General features: G+C 65.5%; 25 protein-coding genes. 9 read left to right on the top strand and 16 right to left on the bottom strand.

The features are described 5' to 3' along the window. Positions 1-116 precede the first annotated feature (116 nt). From KQI11_RS02640 to KQI11_RS02615, 6 genes are all read right to left on the bottom strand, one after another. Positions 117-785: an ATP-binding cassette domain-containing protein gene (locus tag KQI11_RS02640; RefSeq protein WP_216400982.1), complete on the bottom strand. Its 669-nt coding sequence runs from the start codon at positions 783-785 to the stop codon at positions 117-119. 27 nt (positions 786-812) lie between these two features. Beyond that, positions 813-1064 carry a 6TM ABC transporter family protein gene (locus KQI11_RS02635; protein WP_216400981.1) on the bottom strand — a complete coding sequence of 84 codons (252 nt, stop codon included), beginning with the start codon at positions 1062-1064 and terminating at the stop codon, positions 813-815. Positions 1065-1376: 312 nt separating this feature from the next. Then, positions 1377-1532 (bottom strand): FeoB-associated Cys-rich membrane protein, encoded by a 156-nt coding sequence (locus tag KQI11_RS02630; RefSeq protein WP_216400980.1) that lies wholly within the window; start codon positions 1530-1532, stop codon positions 1377-1379. Further along, complete coding sequence (gene feoB / locus KQI11_RS02625; protein WP_216400979.1) at positions 1529-3709, bottom strand: ferrous iron transport protein B; 2181 nt, start codon at positions 3707-3709, stop codon at positions 1529-1531. Before feoB ends, KQI11_RS02630 begins: the two co-directional genes overlap by 4 nt. A gap of 71 nt (positions 3710-3780) precedes the next feature. Continuing rightward, entirely contained in the window at positions 3781-4002 is a 222-nt protein-coding gene (locus KQI11_RS02620) for a FeoA family protein (protein ID WP_021658762.1), read from the bottom strand. Positions 4003-4018: 16 nt separating this feature from the next. Then, on the bottom strand, positions 4019-4231 hold the full coding sequence (locus KQI11_RS02615) for a FeoA family protein (RefSeq protein ID WP_059004452.1): 213 nt from the start codon (positions 4229-4231) through the stop codon (positions 4019-4021). 1240 nt (positions 4232-5471) lie between these two features. Between KQI11_RS02615 and KQI11_RS02610 the strand changes: the two genes are divergently transcribed. After that, positions 5472-5789, top strand: coding sequence for a helix-turn-helix domain-containing protein (locus tag KQI11_RS02610; protein WP_216400978.1), 318 nt, complete (start codon positions 5472-5474; stop codon positions 5787-5789). A gap of 32 nt (positions 5790-5821) precedes the next feature. After that, entirely contained in the window at positions 5822-6256 is a 435-nt protein-coding gene (locus KQI11_RS02605; RefSeq protein WP_216400977.1) for a hypothetical protein, read from the top strand. 103 nt (positions 6257-6359) lie between these two features. Here the strand turns inward: KQI11_RS02605 and KQI11_RS02600 are convergent, their stop codons facing one another. Both KQI11_RS02600 and KQI11_RS02595 read right to left on the bottom strand, forming a co-directional pair. Further along, positions 6360-8498, bottom strand: a complete 2139-nt coding sequence (locus tag KQI11_RS02600; protein ID WP_216400976.1) for a polyribonucleotide nucleotidyltransferase — start codon at positions 8496-8498, stop codon at positions 6360-6362. 496 nt (positions 8499-8994) lie between these two features. Continuing rightward, a complete protein-coding gene (locus KQI11_RS02595) occupies positions 8995-9432 on the bottom strand; it encodes a hypothetical protein (protein WP_185915920.1) in 438 nt (145 codons plus the stop codon). Positions 9433-9727: 295 nt separating this feature from the next. Here KQI11_RS02595 and KQI11_RS02590 point away from each other — a divergent pair, with 295 nt between their 5' ends. The 5 genes from KQI11_RS02590 (at position 9728) to KQI11_RS02570 (ending at position 12514) form a co-directional block, all read left to right on the top strand. Beyond that, a complete protein-coding gene (locus tag KQI11_RS02590; RefSeq protein WP_216401130.1) occupies positions 9728-9973 on the top strand; it encodes a glycine zipper domain-containing protein in 246 nt (81 codons plus the stop codon). Beyond that, complete coding sequence (locus KQI11_RS02585; RefSeq protein ID WP_216400975.1) at positions 9970-10464, top strand: GNAT family N-acetyltransferase; 495 nt, start codon at positions 9970-9972, stop codon at positions 10462-10464. The genes KQI11_RS02590 and KQI11_RS02585 overlap by 4 nt, the downstream gene beginning before the upstream one ends. 64 nt (positions 10465-10528) lie before the next feature. After that, on the top strand, positions 10529-11107 hold the full coding sequence (locus KQI11_RS02580) for a hypothetical protein (protein ID WP_216400974.1): 579 nt from the start codon (positions 10529-10531) through the stop codon (positions 11105-11107). Between the two features lie 80 nt (positions 11108-11187). Beyond that, positions 11188-11901 (top strand): DUF4004 family protein, encoded by a 714-nt coding sequence (locus KQI11_RS02575; RefSeq protein ID WP_216400973.1) that lies wholly within the window; start codon positions 11188-11190, stop codon positions 11899-11901. A gap of 1 nt (position 11902) precedes the next feature. Further along, entirely contained in the window at positions 11903-12514 is a 612-nt protein-coding gene (locus tag KQI11_RS02570; RefSeq protein WP_216400972.1) for a bactofilin family protein, read from the top strand. A 111-nt stretch (positions 12515-12625) separates the two neighbouring features. On the opposite strand, the gene rpsO is transcribed toward KQI11_RS02570, so the two are convergent. Then, positions 12626-12883 carry a 30S ribosomal protein S15 gene (gene rpsO, locus KQI11_RS02565; RefSeq protein WP_044992442.1) on the bottom strand — a complete coding sequence of 86 codons (258 nt, stop codon included), beginning with the start codon at positions 12881-12883 and terminating at the stop codon, positions 12626-12628. Positions 12884-13333: 450 nt separating this feature from the next. On the opposite strand from rpsO, the gene KQI11_RS02560 reads away from it, so the two are divergent. Next, positions 13334-14173 (top strand): 5'-3' exonuclease, encoded by an 840-nt coding sequence (locus tag KQI11_RS02560; protein ID WP_216400971.1) that lies wholly within the window; start codon positions 13334-13336, stop codon positions 14171-14173. Between the two features lie 98 nt (positions 14174-14271). Next, positions 14272-14847, top strand: coding sequence for a cyclase family protein (locus KQI11_RS02555; RefSeq protein ID WP_216400970.1), 576 nt, complete (start codon positions 14272-14274; stop codon positions 14845-14847). 341 nt (positions 14848-15188) lie between these two features. Here the strand turns inward: KQI11_RS02555 and ribF are convergent, their stop codons facing one another. The 7 genes from ribF to rnpM all read right to left on the bottom strand — a co-directional run bounded on the left by ribF (position 15189) and on the right by rnpM (position 21422). Further along, entirely contained in the window at positions 15189-16109 is a 921-nt protein-coding gene (gene ribF, locus KQI11_RS02550; RefSeq protein ID WP_216400969.1) for a riboflavin biosynthesis protein RibF, read from the bottom strand. 3 nt (positions 16110-16112) lie between these two features. Next, positions 16113-16988, bottom strand: a complete 876-nt coding sequence (gene truB, locus KQI11_RS02545; RefSeq protein ID WP_216400968.1) for a tRNA pseudouridine(55) synthase TruB — start codon at positions 16986-16988, stop codon at positions 16113-16115. After that, the gene (locus KQI11_RS02540; protein WP_185915929.1) at positions 16989-17936 is read right to left on the bottom strand and encodes a DHH family phosphoesterase; all 948 of its coding nucleotides are present in this window, start codon (positions 17934-17936) and stop codon (positions 16989-16991) included. It lies immediately after the preceding gene. 117 nt (positions 17937-18053) lie between these two features. Then, a complete protein-coding gene (gene rbfA, locus KQI11_RS02535; protein WP_185915930.1) occupies positions 18054-18440 on the bottom strand; it encodes a 30S ribosome-binding factor RbfA in 387 nt (128 codons plus the stop codon). A gap of 73 nt (positions 18441-18513) precedes the next feature. After that, positions 18514-20832 (bottom strand): translation initiation factor IF-2, encoded by a 2319-nt coding sequence (gene infB / locus KQI11_RS02530; protein WP_216400967.1) that lies wholly within the window; start codon positions 20830-20832, stop codon positions 18514-18516. Beyond that, complete coding sequence (locus KQI11_RS02525; protein WP_216400966.1) at positions 20825-21160, bottom strand: L7Ae/L30e/S12e/Gadd45 family ribosomal protein; 336 nt, start codon at positions 21158-21160, stop codon at positions 20825-20827. The genes infB and KQI11_RS02525 overlap by 8 nt, the downstream gene beginning before the upstream one ends. After that, a complete protein-coding gene (gene rnpM / locus KQI11_RS02520; RefSeq protein ID WP_021658652.1) occupies positions 21150-21422 on the bottom strand; it encodes an RNase P modulator RnpM in 273 nt (90 codons plus the stop codon). Before rnpM ends, KQI11_RS02525 begins: the two co-directional genes overlap by 11 nt. Positions 21423-21472 lie beyond the last annotated feature (50 nt).

Below are 21472 nucleotides of genomic sequence, written 5' to 3'. Positions count from 1 at the left end.
CTTCAAAACATTTCCTGTGACGGTTGCATTATAGCGCCGCTCCGGCGGCCCTCTCAAGGCTTTTGACCCACTTTTTACCCGGCCTTACAGAGCTTTGACCGTCCCCCACCTTCCCCCTACGCCACCCTTTCCCAGACCTGGCATTCGGGCCAAAAGGGAGGGGGCCCCCGGCCGGGCCCCGGCACGCAGATGCAGTCGGCGGCGGCCACATTGGCTGGCCGGTGGGAGACGAGGAGGACCGCCTTTTCCCCCGCCAGGGCGTGGATTTTGGCTATGATGTCGTTCTCGCTCCCCACGTCGCTGTTGGAGGTGACCTCGTCAAAGATGTAGATAGGGGTGCCGTGCAGCAGGGCCCGCGCCAGGGCCAGCCGCTGCCGCCGCCCTCCCGAGAGGTTGGCCCCCTGGGGCCCCAGATGGGTTCCCAGCCCCTGTTCCCCCCGCGGGAAGTCGGTCGTCCGGGTGCGTTCCAGCGCCCGCCAGAGGACCGCGTCGTCAGCTTCGGGGCAGCCCATGTGCAGGTTTTCAGCCGCCGTTCCCGAAAACAGGTGGCCCGCAAAGCCCCCATAGGTGACGGTGCGGGCCAGTTCTCCGGTGGAGAGCCGGCCCCGTTCCACCCCGCCGATGCGCGCCTCGCCCCCACAGTCCCGGCAGCGCCCGGTGAGCAGGGCGGCAAGAGTGAGCCGCTCCCCCCAACAACGGCAGTGAGCGCGCCCAGGCGGATGTCCAGCAACACCCCCCGTAGCACCGGTCTGCACCGCGGCGATGGCCGCCGGGATCAGCGGCATACAGAGGAGGAGGGCCACCGCCGCCTTTTAGCTGATGGGGAAGAGCAGGACAAAGGGGGGCAAAGGCGCCAGCAGGCTGTAAAAAAACTGGGGCAGGCAAGCGCCAAAATAGGCCTTTAACTGCTGCACCACCTCCGAGGGGGAGACCCGCTGCGCGCAGGAGGGCCCCAGCCGCAGCAGCCTGTCGCAGATGCGGCGGCGCAGCGCCTTTTTCACCGAGCGGGAGGCGAGAAAGCTCTCCCGCCCGGCCATGGCGGTGCAGAACCAGCGCACTGCCATAGCCAAAAGCCCCACCCCGCAGGCGGCGGCCAGGTCGGCGCCGGTGGCCCCCCTGCAGCAGCCCGCCCAGCAGCCGGGCAAAGGCAAGGGGCGCTGCCGCGCCCGACAACAGCCCGCCCCACCGGTAGAGCACGTTTCGGGCCACTTGGCCCCTGCTGTCCGGCACAGCGCCGATCGGCCGCTTGTCGATCATCATCTCGTCTGTCCCCACTCCCTTTCCCGGGGCCTCATTGCGGCGGCGTTTTCCGGGAAAATATTCCTTTTAAAAAAGAGGGGCGCCGGCGGTTTTGCCGCCCGCGCCCCCCTATTTGTCTATTTGTCGGGGTGGCAGAGGCCCCGGCTGGGGCAGTCGCCGCAGCCGCAGCTGCAGCCGCCCCGGTGGTGTCTCCTGTTCCAGATGCCCCGCCCGACGATGGCGGCGACGATCGCCAAAATAATCAGCGCGCCGACGATGGTGGGTCCGTTCAAGAAATCATCTCCTTTTTCTTCGAGGCGGCGGTGACCGAACGCACCGCCAGGGTGTTGTCGCCATACCGGTTTTTGCGCACCAGCAGGTAGACGGCGGCCAGCAGGGCCAGGACAGCGGCGACGGTGCCGACGCCAAAGCCGTAGCCGGTGAAGAGCAGGCCCAACTGGTAGACCACCAGCGAGGCGAGGTAGGCCAAGCCGCACATGTAGCCGATGGCGGCAAAGGTCCACTTGGCGCTGTTCATCTCCCGCTTGATGGCGCCCATGGCCGCAAAGCAGGGGGCGCAGAGGAGGTTGAAGATCATGAAGCTGTAAGCGGAGAGCTGGGTGAAGTCGGTGGCGATGTTGCCCCAGATCTCGGCGCCGTCCTCAGCCACCTCGGCAAAGCCGTAGAGGACGCCGAAGGTGCCCACCACGTTCTCCTTGGCGATGAGGCCGGTGAAGGTGGCCACGGCCGGTTTCCAACTGCCAAAGCCCAGGGGCGCAAAGAGGAAGGAGATGGCGCTGCCGATGGAGGCCAGCAGGGAGGTGTTGTTGTCCTCCACCATCCCGAAGACCCCATCCACAAAGCCAAAGGACTGCAAGAACCACAGCACCACCGAGGAGGCCAGGATGACGGTGCCGGCCCGCTTGATGAAGGACCAGCCCCGCTCCCAGGTGGCCCGCAGCACGTTCCCCACCGCGGGGACGTGGTAGGCCGGCAGCTCCATGACGAAGGGGGCCGGGTCGCCGGAGAACATCTTGGTCTTTTTGAGGACGATGCCTGAAAAAATCACCGCCGCCACCCCGATGAAGTAGGCCGAGGTGGCCACCAGCCCGGAGCCGCCGAAGAGGGCCCCGGCAAACAGGCCGATGATGGGCATTTTGGCCCCGCAGGGGATGAAGCAGGTGGTCATGATGGTCATGCGGCGGTCGCGCTCGTTTTCAATGGTGCGGCTGGCCATGACGCCGGGCACCCCGCAGCCCGAGGCGATGAGCATGGGGATGAAGCTCTTGCCGGAGAGGCCGAAGCGGCGGAAGATGCGGTCCATGATAAAGGCGACCCGGGCCATGTAGCCGATATCCTCCAACACCGAGAGCATGAGGAAGAGGATGAGCATCTGGGGCACAAAGCCGATGACCGCGCCCACGCCGCCGACGATGCCGTCGACCACCAGGCCCACCAGCCAGGGCGCACAGCCGATGCCCTCCATCCAGGCGCTCAGGTTGCCGCAGATGAGGCTGCCAAACAGGGTCTCGTTGGTCCACTCGGTGACGACGTCCCCCACCGTGGAGATGGAGATGTAGTAGACCAAAAACATCACGGCCGCAAAGATGGGCAGGGCCAGCACCCGGTTGGTGACGACGCGGTCGATCTTGTCGGAAATCGAGAGGCTGTGTTTGGCCCGCTTCTTTTTCACCGAGCGCTCGATCACCCCGCTGATGTAGGCGTAGCGCTGGTTGGTGATGATGCTCTCGGCATCGTCGTCCAGCTCCTGCTCGCAGTCGGCGATGTGCTGTTCCAGGTGCGCCTTCAGGGAGGCGGACAGCCGCAGCTCCTCCATCACCCGCTCGTCGCGCTCGAACACCTTGATGGCGTACCAGCGCAGGAAGCGGTCGTCCACCTTCCCGGCGATGGACTCCTCGATGTGGGCGATGGCGTGCTCGACGCTGCCGGTAAAGACGTGGGGCCGTTCCCCCGCCCGGTGGCCCTTGGCCAGGGCCAGGGCGGCCTCGGCGGCGGCCATGCCGCCCTCCCCCTTGAGGGCGCTCATCTCCAGCACCTGGCAGCCCAGGGCGTCGCCCAGCTTGGCAAGGTCGATGCGGTCGCCGTTTTTGCGCACCAGGTCGATCATGTTGACCGCCACCACCACCGGCAGCCCCAGCTCGATGAGCTGGGTGGTCAGGTAGAGGTTGCGCTCGATGTTGGTGCCGTCGACGATGTTGAGGATGGCGTCGGGCTTCTCCCCCACCAGGTAGCTGCGGGCCACCACCTCTTCCAGGGTGTAGGGCGACAGCGAGTAGATGCCCGGCAGGTCCTGAATGACCGCGTCCCCATGCCCTTTGAGGCGGCCCTCCTTCTTTTCCACCGTGACGCCGGGCCAGTTGCCGACGTACTGGTTGGAGCCGGTCAGGGCGTTGAACAGGGTGGTTTTACCGCAGTTGGGATTGCCCGCCAGGGCGATTTTTATCTCCATTTCTTGTACTCCCCCTCTCTTAATTAGCACAAGCTAACCGCTTGGCCGAAAAACAGGCGGCGCCCGCCGCCCTAGCTGATTTCGATCATCTGCGCGTCCGCCTTGCGCAGGGACAGCTCGTACCCGCGGACATTGAGTTCCAGCGGGTCCCCCAGGGGGGCCACCTTGCGGATGTGGATGTCCACCCCCTTGGTGATCCCCATGTCCATGATGCGGCGCTTGACCGCCCCCTCGCCGTGGAGCTTGACCACCGTGACCGTGTCCCCCACCTTGGCGTCTCTCAGCGTTTTCATCGGGCTCTCTCTCCTCTCAAATCATCACCCGCATGGCCATGGTCTTGTCCAGGGCGATGCGGCTGTCTTTCACCTGCAAGATCAGGTTGCCGGCCAACTCGCTGACCACCGTCACCGACGTGTCCACCACAAAGCCCAGCTCCGCCAGGTGCTGGCGGACCTCGTCGCGGCCGGTGATCTTGCGGATGGTGACCGTCTCCCCCGCCTTTGCCATTGTCAAGGGCATCACGTCCCCTCCCCTCCTCTTTGGCGGCCCACCTGGGACCGAGGGCCAATGCATTTGGTTAGCATTAACTAACTTCTTTGAACAGTTCATAGTTTACCGCCGCTAACTCCATCTGTCAATCCCCTCTCCCCAAATTTTTCATCCCACCCCCAGCTTTTGCCGATTTGCCGCAAAATGGCCGCTGCCGCGCGAAATTTTGTGGGAATTTTTTCTTCTGATTTTCCCCCTCCGTGGGCTCTGTGGCCCCTTGGGCGGCGGGGAGGGGCGCCTTTGCGCCCGTGGTGGTAGGGACAAGGCGCTACCTGCTTTCCCTCCGCGCACAGAGGGGACGAAGGTGGGAGGAAATCAGGATGGCCGGGAGGAGGTGGCCTTTGCCCCGTGTACTGTTCGGGGGGAGTGTAGGGGGTGTCTATCCTCCGCCATGCAGGAAAGTGCTGGCAAGGAAGGCGGCAAGAGCGCTCCCGGGGCATTTTCTGTCAGAGGAAGGTACTCTTGCTCCCGTGTACTGTCGGAAGGAATGGGGCGTACCTGTTCTCCCTCCGCGCGGAGGGGACAGGATGGCAGCAAGGGGGCGCTTCTGAGAGCATGTTCAGCCGGAGGAGGTCCTCCCTGTCCCACTCGCTTCCCATACCGCGGAAGGCGTGGATGGTGCGGACAATACCGCCGGAAGAAGCAAACCCACCCTTTTAATACCCGCTTTCTTATGGGGAGAGGAGTGAGGGGAGGAAAAATGGGCGTGCCAAAGGGCGTTTTCTGTCAGAGGGAGGTACCCTTGCTCCCGTGTACTGTCGGAATCTTGTTATATCCATCGCACGCTGGAAAAAAGGGGTGAAACAGGTTCTCTCTATCTCGCCCCATGCCGTGAAAAAAGAGGGGATGAGACGGACTGTGCTGGCGGGGAGAGGGCGCATCTCCCTCCCTGCTCCCTTTCCATCACCCACGGCGGTATGCTTTCTCCCCAATAACTCGCGAGGTGGACACCCGGCAAAAAAATATGGCAATACCCTCAATTGTTGGTATATTGTCTTCTCAAATCCTGTATGCTGTTGAGTTGACTGTGGGGATTGTCTCAGCAGATTTCAAAAAAAGTACCGCCGCGGCCTTTCTGTCCGCAAAAAGGCCGGTCTGTCGATTCTCCGCGGGGAAAATATTTCCTATACTAAAAAAGGGCCCTGGCGGCGCGGCGCGCGGTCAGGGGCCCATGCAGTCTTATACCAGACGGGCAGAGAGGGGGTGGGACCGGGTGGACCGGACACAGTTCGGCAAGCTGCTCAACGAGGCGCGGCTGGCCAAAGGGGTGACAGTGGAGGCGCTGGCCGAGGCGTGCGACGTCTCCGCCGCCTACATGCAAAAGATCCTCAGCGGCAAGCGGGGGCTGGAGCTGGACCTGCTGCTGAAAATCTGCAACAACCTCACGGTCTCCCCCCAGTACCTTTTGCAGGGGGACCTCTGCCTGCCCGACGGGGGGGAGGACCTCCGCCCCCTGGTCGATCGCCTCACCCCGCACGAGCGGCGGCTGTTCAAGGAACTGCTCAAATCCATCATGAAGGCGCGGGACTAGCCGCCCCTTCTGCCCGAAAGGGGATGCGCCCCATGTCGCAGTGGCCGGACGTCTCGCAGCTCTCCCAGGCGCAGCGGGAGGAACTGGACGCCATCTGCCGCCGGTGGGAGGAGGTCTACCCCCGGCTGCTGGCGGCCGAACAGGCCCGCGACCGGCTGGAGCGGCGCCCCCACTTTTGGCGTTGGACGCCTGTTGTATACGCCCTCCTGCTCTGCCTCGGCGCAGGCTTTTTCCTGTTTTTGCGCTTCCCCGGCTGGGGGCGGTACGTCTTTTTGGGGTGCACCTGCCTCTGCGCGGCCGCCACCCTCGCCGGTTTCCTCCTGACAAAGCGCTGGAAGCGGCTGTGCGGGCGCTACTGGTCCGCCTACCGCACCTGTGTGCAGTTGAGCGACCGCCTCTACCAGATATGCCCCCTCCCCGACGGCAAATCCCCCTTGCAGCCCCTGCCGGGGGAGGAAAACTTGTAATTGTTTTATTGTATATTACAAACCGTATAGAACAGGTGACAAAAGAGGGCCCACACGGCTGTGTGGGCCCTCTTTTTTTTGGCGGCGGGGAAGAGGGGGGGCTTTACTCCCCCTGCTCCTGCTGCTCTTCTCTCTTCTTTTTGGCCCGCTCCATCTCCTCCAGCGCGTCCTTGCGGGAGAGGTTGATGCGGCCCTGGCGGTCGATTTCGGTGACCTTGACCACCACCACGTCGCCCACGTTGACCACGTCCTCCACCTTCTCCACCCGCTCTTTGTCCAGCTTGGAGATGTGGACCAGCCCCTCTTTGCCGGGGGCGATCTCCACAAAGGCGCCGAAGTTCATCAGCCGGGTGACGACCCCCTTGTAGAGGGCGCCCACCTCGGGGTCCTGCACGATGGTCTTGATGATGGTGATGGCGCGCTCCACCCCGGCCAGGTCGATGCCGGAGACAAAGACGCGGCCGTCGTCCTCCACGTCCACCTTGACGCCGCACTCGGCGCAGATTTTTTGAATGACCTTGCCGCCCGAGCCGATGACCTCGCGGATCTTGTCGGGGTGGATCTGCATCCCCCGCATCTTGGGCGCGTACTGGGACACCTCGGGCCGGGGAGCGGGCAGGGCCTTGAGCATGATGTCGTTTAAGATGTGCATCCGGGCCTTGTAGGTCTTTTCAAAGGCCTCGGCAATGATGTCATAGGTCAGGCCGTCGTTTTTGATGTCCACCTGGATGGCGGTGATGCCGTTTTTGGTGCCGCCGACTTTGAAGTCCATGTCGCCGAAGAAGTCCTCGACCCCCTGGATGTCCACCATGGTCATCCAGCGCTCCCCCTCGGTCACCAGGCCGCAGGAGATGCCCGCCACCGGCTCTTTGATGGGGACGCCCGCGTCCATCAGCGCCAGGGTGGAGGCGCAGATGGAGCCCTGGGAGGTGGAGCCGTTGGAGGAGAGCACCTCGCTCACCAGGCGGATGGCGTAGGGGAACTCCTCCTCGCTGGGGAGGACGGGCACCAGGGCCTTTTCGGCCAGGGCGCCGTGGCCGATCTCCCGGCGGCCGGGGCCGCGGCTGGGCCGGGTCTCCCCCACCGAGTAGGAGGGGAAGTTGTAGTGGTGCATGTAGCGCTTGCCGGTCTCGTGGTCGATGCCGTCGAGCCGCTGCGACTCGCTGACCGGGCCCAGGGTGGCAACCGTCAGCACCTGGGTCTGCCCGCGGGTGAAGAGGGCGCTGCCGTGCACCCGGGGGAGGACCCCCACCTCGGCCGCCAGGGGGCGGATCTCGTCGATGCCGCGGCCGTCGACCCGCTTGCCCTCGTCCAGCAGCCAGCGGCGGACCACCTGCTTTTGCAGCTTGTAGAGGCAGTCGTCGATCAGGCCGGGGTCGTCGGGGCAGCGGTCGTCAAAGTGGTCGTGCACCTCCTCGTAGAGGGGGGCCAGCCGCTCGTCGCGCACCCGCTTGTCGTCGGTGTCCATGCAGTGCTGCATCTTCTCCAGGGCGTAGTCGCGCACCGCGTCCAGCAGTTCAAAGGGCACGTCTTTCGAGGTGTAGGGGATCTTTTCCCTGCCGATCTCCAGGCGGATGTTCTCGATGAAGTCGATGATGGAGCGGATCTCCTCGTGCCCGGCCTTGATGCAGTCGAGCATGGTGTCGTTGTCCACCTCGTTGGCGGCGCACTCGATCATGACGATCTTTTCCTTGGAGCCGGCCAGGGTCAGGTGTAGGTCGGAGCGGTGGCCCTCCTCCTCGCTGGGGTTGAGCACCACCTTGCCGTCCACAAGCCCCACCTGCACCCCGCCGATGGGCCCCTTCCAGGGGATGTCGGAGATGGCCAGGGCGATGGAGGTGCCGATGAGGCCGGCGATTTCGGGCGCGCAGGCGGGGTCCACCGACATCACCGTCATCACCACCGCCACGTCGTTGCGCATGTCCTTGGGGAAGAGGGGGCGGATGGGGCGGTCCACCATCCGGCAGGCCAGCACCGCCTTTTCGGAGGGGCGGGACTCCCGCTTCAAAAAGGAGCCGGGGATCCGCCCCACCGAGTAGAGCTTTTCCTCAAAGTCCACCGAGAGGGGGAAGAAGTCGATCCCCTCCCTGGGTTTTTGGGACATGGTGGCGTTGCAGAGCACGGTGGTCTCGCCGTAGCGCACCAGGCAGGAGCCGTTGGCCAGGCAGCACATCTTCCCGGTCTCCACCGACAGCTTCTTCCCCGCGAACTGGGTCTCAAACACTCTGAATTCCTCAAACATCACGCATTCCTCCTGCGCACACAAAATTGATGGCCGGCGGGACCGCGCTTTTACAGGGTATCCCACCCCTTTTGAAGGCGCAAAGGGGGCGCGATAGTCTGCAAAAACCGATGTCCGCCCCCACCCCGGGGCCGGGCGGCCCGCCCCCCTCCCCCACGGCGGGAAAGGGGAGGCGGCCGTTCGGCTATGGAATCAGTATAGTATAAATACCAGTTCACTGTAAAGGAATGGCCGCAGTTTTGTGGGCTATGCCCATAACTGTGGCCATTTTGTAGGCAATTCGACAAATGCCGACGGGGGGTAAGGGAAGGGAAGGCAGAGCCGGCCCCCTTCGCCACCGGACGGGGAGGGGGCGGCCCTGCCTTCCAGAGGTGCGGAGGGGGGAAAGGCGGTGCGAGGGGACGGGTACGCTGCGGCCGAGAGAAAAAGGCGGCTCTGACAAAGGGGGCGGTGGCAAAATGGAAGGGGGGATAGGGCGGCGGGGCGGCTTCCCCCGTCACCGCTGGGCGAGGTACGCCTCCACCTCCTGGGGGCGCAGCCGCCGCACCTGGGTGCCGGGGAATTCGCGGTACCGGCCGGCCGAAAAGAGGGGCGCGCCCTGGGGGCAGCGCTTGCCGGGGTTTTTGCGCAGAAAGGCCGCCAGTTCCTCCCGGCCGGGGAAAATTTTGTAGAAGGTCCGGCCGCCCGGCCCCTCGATCTGGTAGATGCCGCAGGCCCTTTGGCAGGTGTGGTCGGCGACCCGCAGGTAGAGTTTGGCCTGCTCGAGGGTCTGAAAGGGGAAGTTCCAGCGCTGCAGCCCGCGCCGCTCCTCCCTCTCGATGCAGATGCAGCGGCCGCAACTGCCGCAGATGTACTGGGTGTGCCCCTCCAGGCAGGCCCGCGCCCCCCGCAGCGGGGTGGCCCGGCTGTCTTCGCTGTAACACTCCTCACACATAAAAACGCGCTCCTTTCAAGGTGGGGTCCGAGGGGGGCCCTGGGCGCCCCCCTGGGCAGGACGCCCTCTCTCTCACCGGGCCCGCGGCGCGGAGGGATGCCGGCCGCGGCGGGCGGGGGCTTTCTGCCGAGCGGCCCTGTTCCCCCCCGTTCGCCTCGGCGGACGGCAGGGCCCTTTGGTGGGTTGGATGCCAGTTTACCCCCAATTCCAGTTGTTGTCAAACCGCAAAGTCGTTGACAGCGGGCCTGTGCAGACAGTACACTGGGAGAAACAGCGGCGAAAGGAAGCGATTTTTATGTCCACCGGCGAAGCGCCCAAGCGCGACGACCCCACCCCTCCTCCCGAGCCGGGGGAAGAAAACTACCAGTCCCTGGGGCTGGGCCTGGGTCTCTGCCTGGGAACGGCCTTTGGCGCCGTCTTTCACAACCTGGCCATCGGCATCTCCGTCGGCCTCTGTCTGGGGCTGGCCATCGGCACCGCCATCAAGAAAAAGGACCCGCCCGGGCCCACCCCGCCCCCGGAAGGGGGGGCGGAGGGGTGATCGTCCGCCCCGCCACAGACGGCGACGACCGGCTCGCCATCGGCCAGGTGTACGTGGACAGTTGGCGGGCCGCCTACCGGGGGCTCATCCCCCAGGCCTATCTCGACGGTCTCGACGCCCGCAACTGGCTGGGGGTGCTGGACGCCCCCCAGCGGACGAGCTTCCTTCTCCTGGACGGGGACGCCATCGCCGGCACCTGTTCCTGCTGCCCGGCCCGCAGCCCCGAGATGGCGGGCTGGGGGGAGGTGGTCTCCCTCTACCTAAAGCCCGCCTACTGGGGCCGGGGGCTGGGTGTCCCGCTGCTGGGCGCAGCGCTGGACGAACTGGCCGGTCAGGGCTACCCCTCTGTCTACCTGTGGGTGCTGAAGGGCAACCTGCGGGCCCAGGCCTTTTACCGTCGCCAGGGCTTTGCCCCCTCCGGCGCCCGCCTCGAAGGGGAGGTCGGGGGCCAACCGGTGAAGGAGATCCAGTACACCCGCCCCCTTGCATAGGGGCGCCCCCATCCCCTTCCCCGCCGCTTTGAGACGGCGGCGCATTCAGAAAGGAGCATCTTCTTTGAACTGCCGACCCCTCACCGCCAAAGAGGTGCGCGCCCTCTACGCCCGCCACCTCTCCCGCGATTTTCCCCCCGCCGAGCGCAAGCCCCTGACGGCCATCCTCTCCCTGCTGCGGCGGGGGCGCTATCTCTGCCTGGGCGGCTTTGCGGGGGAGGAACTGCGCGCCTACGCCTTTTTCACCCGGGTGCCCGAGGGCCCCTGCTGGCTGCTGGACTACTACGCCGTCTGCCAGGGGGGCAGGGGCCAGGGGGCGGGCAGCGCCTTTTGGCGGCAGCTTCCCGGCCACCTCGACGGCTGCCAGGGGCTGCTCATCGAGGTGGAGGACCCCGACACCGCCCCCACCGCCCAGGAGCGGGAGACCCGCCGCCGGCGCATCCGCTTTTACCTGAAAAACGGGGCCCGGGAGACCGGCTGCCGCTGCCGCCTTTTCGGGGTGGAGTACCGCATCCTCTTCTTCCCGGTGGCGCGGGACTTCCCCGACCGCGAGATCCCCGCCCTGCTGGACGCCGTCTACCGCGCCACCATCCCCGGCCCCGTCTACCGGCGGCAGGTGGCCTTTCCCCCGGCAGGGGAATAGCGGTCTTCTACCCGCCCATTGAGAGGGGACCCTGCGGCCCTCTCTTTTTTTGCGCCAAAGTTTTGGTTGACAACAAAACAATGTTATGTTACGATAAGTCCATCGACAGAACATTGTTACGAAAGGGGGCGATTTCCCTGGAACTCATCTCCAAAAAACAGCTGTTGGCCGAGACCGGCATCTCCTACGGCCAGCTCTACCGCTGGAAGCGGGAGCGGCTGATCCCGGAGGGGTGGTTTATCAAGCAGTCCTCCTACACCGGGCAGGAGACCTTTTTCCCCAAAGAGCAGATGCTCGCCCGGGTGCAGGCCATTCTGGAGGCAAAAGACCGCTACTCCCTGGAAGAGCTGGCCAAGATCCTCTCCCCCGAGGCGGTGGATGTCCCCCTTGCCCCGCGGGAACTCTGGGAGTGGGGCGAGCTCGGGCCCGACCTGCTGGCCGCAGCCGAAGCCGCCGCCCCGCCCGCCGGCCTCTCCTTTGACCAGGCGGTGCTGTTGGCCGCCCTGTGGGAGGGGGTACAGCGCCTCTCCCTCCCGCCCGAAAGCGCCAAGGACTTGGTCTATCAGGCCCTGGCGCTCCCCCCGCCGCTGCGCTGCGCCGAGGGGGGCTGCACCCTCTTTCGCTGCGGGGGGGAGCTGACCCTGGCGGTCACCGGGGGGGAGCAGCCACCCCTTTTCGGCCCGGCCGTCTCGGTGCTGGACAGTCGCCCCATGAGCGAGCTGGCCGGCCGCATCAAGATGAAGTACACCGCCCGCTTTGAGAGCGGCCCGACAGATGAGAACAGGAGGAAGTAAGATGCAGGATACGCGAATCGATGGGATGGGCACCATTGCCGGGGGGGAGTACGGCAGCGTCAAGGTCTCGGGGATGGGCAAGTGCACCGGCGATCTGACGGCCCAGTCCCTCTCCGTCTCGGGCAAGTTCACCTGCCAGGGGAAGCTGAAGGTGGGCAAACTCACCTGCAGCGGCACCGCCGACTTCGGGGGCGACATCAGCGCCGCGTCCCTGTCCGCCTCGGGGCGGCTGGTCCTGGGCGAGGGCTGCAACCTCGAGGCGCAGGAGGTCCGCTGTTCCGGCTACATCCGGGTGGAGGGGCAGATCTCCGCCGACTTCCTCAAGGCCGAAGGCGCCATCAACGCCCGGGAGGTGGTGGGCGACCAGATCCAAATCATCTCCCACAGCCGCGGGCTGGGTGCCCTCCTCTTCCCCACCCTCTCCACCGTGGGGATGGTGGAGGCCACCACCGTCTCCCTCTCGGGGGTCCGGGCCGACACGGTGAGCGGGCAGAACGTGACCATCGGCCCCCGCTGCGAGATCGGGCAGGTGGACTGCAGCGGCACCCTCTCGGTCCACCGCTCGGCCAAAATCGGCCGGGTCACCGGCGACTGCGTCCGGCAGGGCCTGTAAAAAACGCACGTCAAAGGAGCGCTGCCCCCGCCGATGGCTGGGGCGGCGCTCCTGCAAAAAAGGGCCCTGGCCGATAGTGGCCAGGGCCCTCTCTGTTTTTTTGATCGTCGCCTACTTGCGGATGCCCAGCTCTTTGATGATGGCGCGGTACCGCTCCACATCGACCTTGGTCAGGTACTTGAGCAGGTTGCGGCGCTTGCCGACCATCTTCAGCAGACCCCGGCGGGAGTGGTGGTCGTGGGGGTGCTCTTTCAGGTGCTCGCTCAGGTGGTTGATGCGGGCGGTCAGAAGGGCGATCTGCACCTCCGGCGAGCCGGTGTCTTTCTCATTGACGCGGTATTTGGCGATGAGTTCCTGTTTGTTTTCCATGTCTTTCACCTCATTGTAAAATTTGCGCCGCAAAACTTCGCAGTGGGCAGGTGAACTCCCCGTTTCGGGGCATGCCCCCAGAGCCAAGTAATGGGTCACACAGTTGTTAGGATACCACAAACCAGGGCTGTTGTAAAGCAAAAATCCAATCTTTTCCCGGCGTTCGCCGGCGGGGAACGGCCCCTCCTCCCCCTCCAAAAAAGGAAGGGCGTGAGGGCGTTGCCAAGGGCCCGCCCCTCTGCTATAATGGGGGCAGAAGCAGTTTCTTCCGGCCAGGCGGCCGGACCCTAGAGATAGGTATGATCGATATCATACCTGTCTTTTTTTATCCCCCCCGCCGGCGGGGGGACAGAGAAAACCGCCCCGCCCCCCCTTTTGCGCTGGGGGGCGGGGGCGACCGCAGGGCCGAACGGCGGCCCACATCACCTTTTGATCGGGGAGGGCGAAAAGATGGAAAAAATCGTCGTCGTGGACGGGCACAACCTGCTGTTTCGGATGTACTATGGGATCCCCGCCTCTATTTTAAACAGGGAGGGGCGGGAAATCAAGGGGCTGGTGGGCTTTTTGGGGAGCCTGAAGAAGCTGGCCGAGCAGTTTGACCCCTGTGCCCTGGCCGTCGTCTTTGACAGCGAGACCAGCTGGGCGGGCAATCTGGCCATCGACAGCGGCTACAAGGCCAACCGGCGGGACTACGCCGACGCGCCAGAGGGGGAGAACCCCTTTGCCCAACTGCCCCTCATCAAAAAGGCGCTGGACTACCTGGACATCCCCCACCGGGAGGCGGAGGGGGTGGAGGCCGACGACTTCATCGCCTCCCTCGTGGCGCGGGAGGGGGCAGCCGGGCGAGCCTGCACCGTCGTCTCCACCGACTCCGACTTCATTCAACTGGTGGACGGGCACACCACCCTCTACGTTCCCCGGGGGAAAAACAGCGTCCTCTTCGACTGCCGTCGGGTGAGGGAGCGGTTTCAGATCGCGCCCGGGGAGTACGTCCCCTACAAGGCCCTTGTGGGGGACAAGAGCGACAACATCGAAGGGGTGCGGGGGATCGGCCCCAAGACCGCGGCGGCCATTCTGCACAGCGGGGGGATCGCCCCCTACATCGCCGCCCAGCCCGCCTCCAAAACGGCGGGCATCCTGCGGGAAAACCGGGACAAGATCGCCCAGAACGAGCGGTTGATCGCCCTTGACCGGACACTCGACACCGGGACGCTGGTGCCGCGGCGGCCGAGCCCCGCCCTGCGCGAGCGCAAGACTTACGAAATCATCGCCGCCATCGGCGAGCGGTAGGCCCGGCACTTTTTTGCCCCAAAAGTGCCGCCGCCCCTGTACAGGGGGGAAACTCTCTGCTATGCTGGAGAAAAGAAAACGGAAAGGCGGCGCTTGCCATGCGTCTGATCGACATCTCCCACGAACTGCTCTCGGCCCCCCTCTACCCGGGTGACCCGCCGGCCGAGACCCGCCAGACCCTCAGCCGGGCGCGAGGGGACGACTGCAACTGCACCCAAATCACCACCTCAGTGCACAAGGGCACCCACACCGACGCCCCCTGCCACTTCACCGACTCGCCGGTCTCCATCGCCGACATGCCGCTGGAGCACTACATCGGCGAATGCCTGGTGGTCAGCTATCCCGGCCAGACTGTGGGCGACGCCTGGCTGCGGGAGCTGGACACCCAGGGCTGCTCCATCCTCCTCGTCAAGGGGTTTGCCTTTTTCAGCGAGAACGCCGGCCCCATCCTCCGGGAGAAGGGGATCATCACCCTGGGCACCGACGCCCTCTCGGTGGGCCCAGTGGGCGGGGAGAAACCGCCCCACCAGAGCATCCTCGGCGAGGGGATCGCCATCATCGAGACCCTCAAGCTGGATGGGATCGAGCCGGGGCGCTACTTCCTCTCGGCCGCCCCCGTCAAGATCGCCGGCAGCGACGGCGCGCCGGTGCGGGCCGTTCTGATCGCCCCCTGACCCGCCCGGACAATCCAATTTGTTGTTTTTATAAAAATAATACAGGCAGGCGTATCATCCGCCTGCCTGTATTTTTATTTTGCAGCTTTGACACCCAGCCTCTCCCCGGTTTGACCGGAGGAGCGCAAACGGGCTTTGGCAGAAGCCCCTCCTGAAAGAATGGGCGCCGAAGAGGCAAAAAAGCGATTTGAAGGGGGGTAAACGGCGCGAAACGGCGTCCCACCGGGGGCGATGGGGGCGGGGCGATGCCAACATCCCGGCGCCCCTCTCTGGGGCAAAGGCCGGAGCATGCCCTTTTTGGCCCGGCAGATACCGCCCGTTGCCCTGGCGGGGTCCACCTCTCAGCCGTTTTGGGCGAAGTAGTCCCGGGCGCTCTGCACGTCCCGGGCAATCTGTTCCCGCAGCGCCTCCACCGAGGCAAACTTCTGTTCCCCCCGCAGAAAGTGGAGCAGCTCCACCCGTATCTCGGCCCCGTACAGGTCGCCGGAAAAGCCCAGCAGGTTGGTCTCGGCCACCGGCCACTCGCTCCCCACCGTGGGCTTGACCCCCACATTGGTCACCGAGGGCCACCAGCGCCCGGCCGCCCGGGTGCGGGAGACATAGACCCCGAAGCGGGGCTGCACCATCCCCTCCTGCAGTCGCTGGTTGACGGTGGGGAACTGGAGGGTGCGGCCCAGGTGGTTGCCTTGGCCCACGCTCCCCTCCACGGCGAAGGGGTAGCCCAGCAGCCGGCCCGCCTCCTCCATCTCGCCCTGGGCGATGAGGGCGCGGATGCGGGTGGAGGAGACCTCCCGCCCCGCCAGCCGGAACTCGGGCACCACCTCCACGGCGATGCCCAGGGGGGCGCAGAGGCGCTTGAGGGCGGCGGCGTCCCCCGCCCCGCCCCGGCCAAAGCGAAAGTCGTAGCCGCAGGTCACCGCCCGGGCCCGCAGCCGCAGATGGATCACCTCGGCCACGAACTGCTCCGGCTCCATCTGGCGAAAGCTGGCGAAGTGGGGGGTGAGCACCAACTCCACCCCGGCGCCCGCCAGCAGCCGCTCCTTGGCCGCCTCGGTGAGCAGCTGCCCCTGCAGGGCCCGCTCCCCCTTGCGGCCCCCATCTGCCACAAAGGTGAAGACCGCCGGGCGCAGCCCCTTCTCCCGGGCGGTGGCCACCGCCCGGGAGATCACCTCCATGTGGCCCCGGTGCACCCCGTCAAAGTACCCCAGCGCCACCGAGGTCTGCTGCAAACTGCAAAAGTCCAGTGTTGCCGCCACTTCCATCGGCTATCTCCCCCCCAAAAACAGGCGTTTGATCCGCAGTTGCCCCCCGTCTTGCAGGGCGACCCCCAAAAAGCCGTCCGGCCCAAAGACCCGGTACTCGCCGGGCTGCGGGCTGCCCACCTGCTCGGCCCGCAGCCGCACCCCGTTGGCAAAGAGGCGGGCAAAGTGGGCCGAGAGGGAGAGCGCCGGCAGGTGGGCGAAGGCTGTCTCCACCGGCAGCAAAAGGGAGGCCAGCTCCTCCCGCTTGGCCTGGGCCTCTTCCAGGGTGATGCAGTCTTTCAGGGTGTAGGGGCCGGAGCGGGTGCGCACCAAATCGGTGAGCACCGCGCCGCAGCCCAGGGCCTCGCCCAGGTCGCTCACCAACGAGCGCACATAGGTGCCCTTGCTACAGAGGATGCGCAGGGTGTAGCTGGCCCCCTCGCCGTCCAGCAGCTCCAGCTCCTCTACGGTGATCCGGCGGGGCTTGCGCTCCACCTCGATGCCCTGGCGGGCCAGGTCGTAGAGCCGACGCCCCCCCACCGACACCGCCGAGTACATGGGGGGCAGCTGCTCCTGCTCCCCCGTGAAGCGGGGCAGCAGGGCCAGCACCTCCGCCCGCCCCACCCGCACCGGCCGGGTCTCCAGCAGGGTGCCGGTGCGGTCCAGGGTGTCGGTGGTCTGGCCCAGCAAAAAGGTGGCCCGGTACTCTTTTTTCTGGCCGGGCACCATGTCCACTGCCCGGGTGGCCGCACCGAAGTAGAGGGGCAGCACCCCGGTGGCTATGGGGTCCAGCGTCCCCCCGTGGCCGATCTTCTTGCAGCGGGCGATCCCCCGCATCTTGGCGATCACGTCAAAGGAGGTGAACCCCTCCGGCTTGTTGACGCACAAAATTCCGTCCATCTAGTGCAAAAACTCCTTTGCCAGTTGGTGGATGGTCTCCACCGCCTCGTCCGCCGTGCCGCGGACGGTGCAGCCCGCAGCGCGGATGTGGCCGCCGCCCCCCAGCCGGGCCGCCAGGGCCGAGGCGTCCACATAGCTGGAGGTGCGCACGCTCACCTTGAAGAAGCCGGGTTCCCGCTCCCGCAGGGTGACCCCGATCTCCACCCCCTCCACCTGGCGGGGCAGGGCGGTCAGCCCGTCAAAGTCGGCCGGGCCGGCCCCGGTCTCGGCGATGGTCGCCAGGTCCATCACCGCCACGGCCAGCCGACCGCCGCAGAAATAGCGGATCGAGCGGATCAGGGCGCTCTCGGCCGCCAAGCGCCCCTGGGATTTGGTGTCGAAGATCGCCCGGTTGATTTCGGCCGCGTCGGCCCCCCACTCCATCAGCTCGGCGGCGATGCGGTGGGTGCGGGGGGTGGTGTTTTGGTATTTGAAGCAGCCGCTGTCGGTGGCGATGCCGGTGTAGAGGCAGTCGGCCAGGTGGGGGTCGGGCGCCAGCCCCCACTCCTTTGCCAGGGCGAAGATGACCTCGGCGGTGCCGGCGGCCTCCCGGTCCAAAAGCAGCCGGCGGGCGTACCCGGTGTTGGAGATGTGGTGGTCGATGCAGAGGTCCACCGAATCGCCGTACTGCGCGCAGAGGCGGCCCATCAGCTTGGCGTCGGCGATGTCCACCGCCACCACCAGGGCGGGGTCGAACGGCTCCTCCCTGTACCCCCGCAAGAGGGGCTTGAACAGCTCCGGTATCTCGTCCGGGCAGAGCACCCGGGCCCGCACCCCCAGCTTTTTCAGGCAGAAGTACAGCCCGTACCCGCTGCCCAGGGTGTCCCCGTCCGGGCTCTGGTGGCAGAGGATCAGCACGTCCTTTGCCCCCTTGAGCAGGTCTGCCGCCCCTTTTACCGTCATCTCCATCTCCAACGTCTCCCCCTTTGATAGGGCCCCTCCTCGGGGCCGGTCCCCGGTGTGCCGACGAGGAAGGGCCGCCCCGCCTGTGCGGGGCGGCCCCTGGGTCTCGCCGGAACACCTCTGTCAATCGGACTCGGTCTGGTCCTTCTGCCGGTTCTGCCGGTCCTTTTCCCGGATGTCGTCCAGCTTTTTGAAGATCTCGCTGCTGTAAGCGATGGAGTCGTCGGCCACGAACCGGAATTCCGGGGTCCGGCGCAGCCGCAGGCGGTTGCCGATCTCCCGGCGGATATAGCCGGCCGCGCTCTCAAAGCCCTTGACGGCCTCCCTCGCGTCCTCGATCCCGTCGAGGGACGAGACGTACACCGTGGCGTAGGACAGGTCGCTGGTCACCTCTGCCTTGACGATGGAGATGACCCCGTGCTTGATGCGCGGGTCTTTGAGGACCCGGATGATGTCCACCAGTTCCTTCTTCACATCTTCAGAGATGCGGTTTACCCGAAAGGATGACATGGTTTCCCCTCCCTATCCCCGGCCGCCCGGTTGGGGGCGGCGGGGGCAGATTGCGGCGCGGGTCGCGCCCCTATTAGTCTTCTCTGTATTCCTCCATCATATAAGCCTCGAAGAAGTCGCCTTCCTTGATGTCGTTGAACTTCTGCAGGCTCATGCCGCACTCGTAGCCCTGGGCCACCTCTTTGACGTCGTCTTTGAAGCGCTTGAGGCTGGCCAGCTCGTCGTCGGCAATGATGATGCCGTCCCGGACCACCCGGATCTTGGCGCCCCGGAGGATCTTGCCCTCGGTCACGTAGCAGCCGGCCACCGCGCCCACGTTGGAGATGCGGTAGACCTGACGGATCTCGGCCCGGCCCAGGTCCACCTCGCGGATCTTGGGGGCCAACATCCCCTTCATGGCCGACTCCACGTCCTCGATGGCGTCGTAGATGACCCGGTAGAGCCGCAGGTCGACCCCGGCCTCTTCCGCCCGGTTCCTGGCCAGGGGGTCGGGGCGGACGTTGAAGCCGACGATGATGGCGGAGGAGGCCTCGGCCAGCATCACGTCTGACTCGGTGATGGCGCCCACCGCGCCGTGGATGACCCGCACCTTGACCTCGTCGTTGGAGAGTTTTTCCAGCGACTGGCGCACGGCCTCCACCGAGCCCTGCACGTCGGCCTTGACGATGATGGAGAGCTCTTTGGACTCGCCCTGCTCGATCTGGCTGAACAGGTTTTCCAGGGTGACCTTCTGGTAGGAGTTGAACTGCTCCTGCTTCTGCTGGTAGCGGCGCTTCTCCACCAGCTCACGGGCCAGCTTCTCGTTCTCGACGGCGTTGAAGTCGTCGCCCGCGGCGGGCACCTCGGCCAGGCCGGTGATCTCCACCGGGGTGGCGGGGCCGGCCTCTTCCAGGCGGCGGCCGTTCTCGTCGGTCATGGCCCGCACACGGCCCACGGCGGTGCCGGCGATCACCACGTCGCCCCGGTGCAGGGTGCCGTTTTGCACCAGCACGGTGGCCACCGGGCCGCGGCCCTTGTCCAGCTTGGCCTCGATGACGGCGCCCTTGGCCATCCGGTTGGGGTTGGCCTTGAGCTCCTTGACGTCGGCGGTCAGCTGCACCATCTCCAGCAGGGTGTCGATGCCCTGTTTGGTGGTGGCCGAGACCGGCACGCAGATCACGTCGCCGCCCCACTCCTCGGGCACCAGCTCGTACTCGGTGAGCTCCTGCATCACCCGGTCGGGGTTTGCCTCGGGCTTATCCATCTTGTTGATGGCGACGATGATCGAGACCCCGGCGGCCTTGGCGTGGTTGATGGCCTCCACCGTCTGGGGCATGATGCCGTCGTCGGCGGCCACCACCAGGATGGCGATGTCGGTCATCAGGGCGCCGCGGGCGCGCATGGCGGTGAACGCCTCGTGCCCGGGGGTGTCGAGGAAGGTGATCTCCCCGTCGCCCACCTTCACCTTGTAGGCGCCGATGTGCTGGGTGATGCCGCCGGCCTCGGTGGAGGTGACGCTGGCGTGGCGGATGGCGTCGAGCAGGCTGGTCTTGCCGTGGTCGACGTGGCCCATGACCACCACGATGGGGCTGCGGGTGACCAGGTCTTCGTCCTTGTCCTCCTCCTCTTCAAAGAGGCGCTCCTCGATGGTGACCACCACTTCCTTCTCGGGGGCGCAACCCAGCTCGCTGGCCACCAAAAAGGCGGTGTCGTAGTCGATGGTGTCGCTGATGGAGGCCATGACCCCCAGCCCCATCAGCTTTTTGATGACGTTGGCGGCGGTCATCTTCATCCGCGCGGCCAGCTCGCCCACGGTGATCTCGTCGGGGATGAGCACCTTCAGCGGGGTCTTTTTGATGTTCTCCATCCGCAGCCGCTGCAGCCGCTGGGCCTCGGTCTCCACCTTCTTGCCGCCGCGGAAGCCGCCCCGCCGTCCCCGGCTGGTGAACTTCTGCTTGGTGACGGCGTTCTTGGTCTTGGGGGTCTGGGGGGCGATGCGGTCGTACTTCTCGTTGAATTTGTCCAGGTTGACGTCCACCGTCCGGGTGTCCACGTGCCGCAGGGTCTTGGCCTGTTTGGCGATCTCCTCGGCGGCCTTCTCGGCCTCGGGGTCCTGCACCACCGGCAGCTTGACCGTCTGCAGTTTCTCCTTGGGCTTTTTGGGCTTGGCCGCCTTCTGGGGCCGGGCCTTGGGCGCCTCTTTCGCGACGGGCTTTTTCTCCAGGTAACTGTCCAGGTTGGGCAGCTGGTTGCGCTCGGTCAGCTTTTCAAAGAGGTAGCTGAGCTGCTCGTCATCCAGGGCGCTCATGTGCTTTTTGGTCAGGTCGGCCTTCCCCTCCATAATCTCCATCAAGTCCTTGCTGGGCAGGCCCATATCCTTGGCCAATTCGTGGATGCGATGCTGTTTAATCATATACACAGTCCTCCTCGTTCGTACAGGTCAACAGGTTTTGTATGCTGGCGGCAAAGGAATCGTCGTCCACGCTGAGGACGGTGTACTCCCTGCCCATTCTCTTTGAAAGGTCCCCGCGGCCGACGGGCAGGTCTCTGCAGGAGACCCCTTCCCTGCCGCAAAAAAACCGAACTTCCTTGGCGGTTTTGGGGGAGCAGTCGGCAGCCAGCAGACAAAGCCGGCTCGCTTTGCGCACCAGCGCCTCTTTGGCGCTGTCAAAACCCATGGACAGTTTTCCCGCCTTTCGGCAGAGGGACAACATATTCAGCAGTTTCTCTCTACTCTCCATGGGCTTCTATCTCCGAGAGCAGGGTTTCATAGACGTCCTCCGGGATGGGCGCGCTCAGCGCCCGCTCCAGCCGCTTGGCCTTTTGGGCCTTTTTCAGGCAGCCGGCGCTGGGACAGAGGTAGACCCCCCGCCCGGGCTTTTTGCCCGTGGTGTCCAGGGAGACCTCCCCCTCTTTGTTGCGCACCACCCGAATCAGTTCCCGCTTGGGCTTCTGTTCGCCGCAGCCGGCGCACATCCGCATGGGGACCCGCTTTTGAACCATCTCTCTTCACCCTTCTCTGCTCAAAAAAACACGCGTTTGCCCGCCTGCGC

Source organism: Acetanaerobacterium sp. MSJ-12 (genome assembly GCF_018917875.1).
Taxonomy (GTDB): domain Bacteria; phylum Bacillota; class Clostridia; order Oscillospirales; family Ruminococcaceae; genus Bittarella; species Bittarella massiliensis.
Note: the sequence above shows the minus strand (reverse complement) of the source record. Positions and strands in the feature narration are given on the sequence as shown.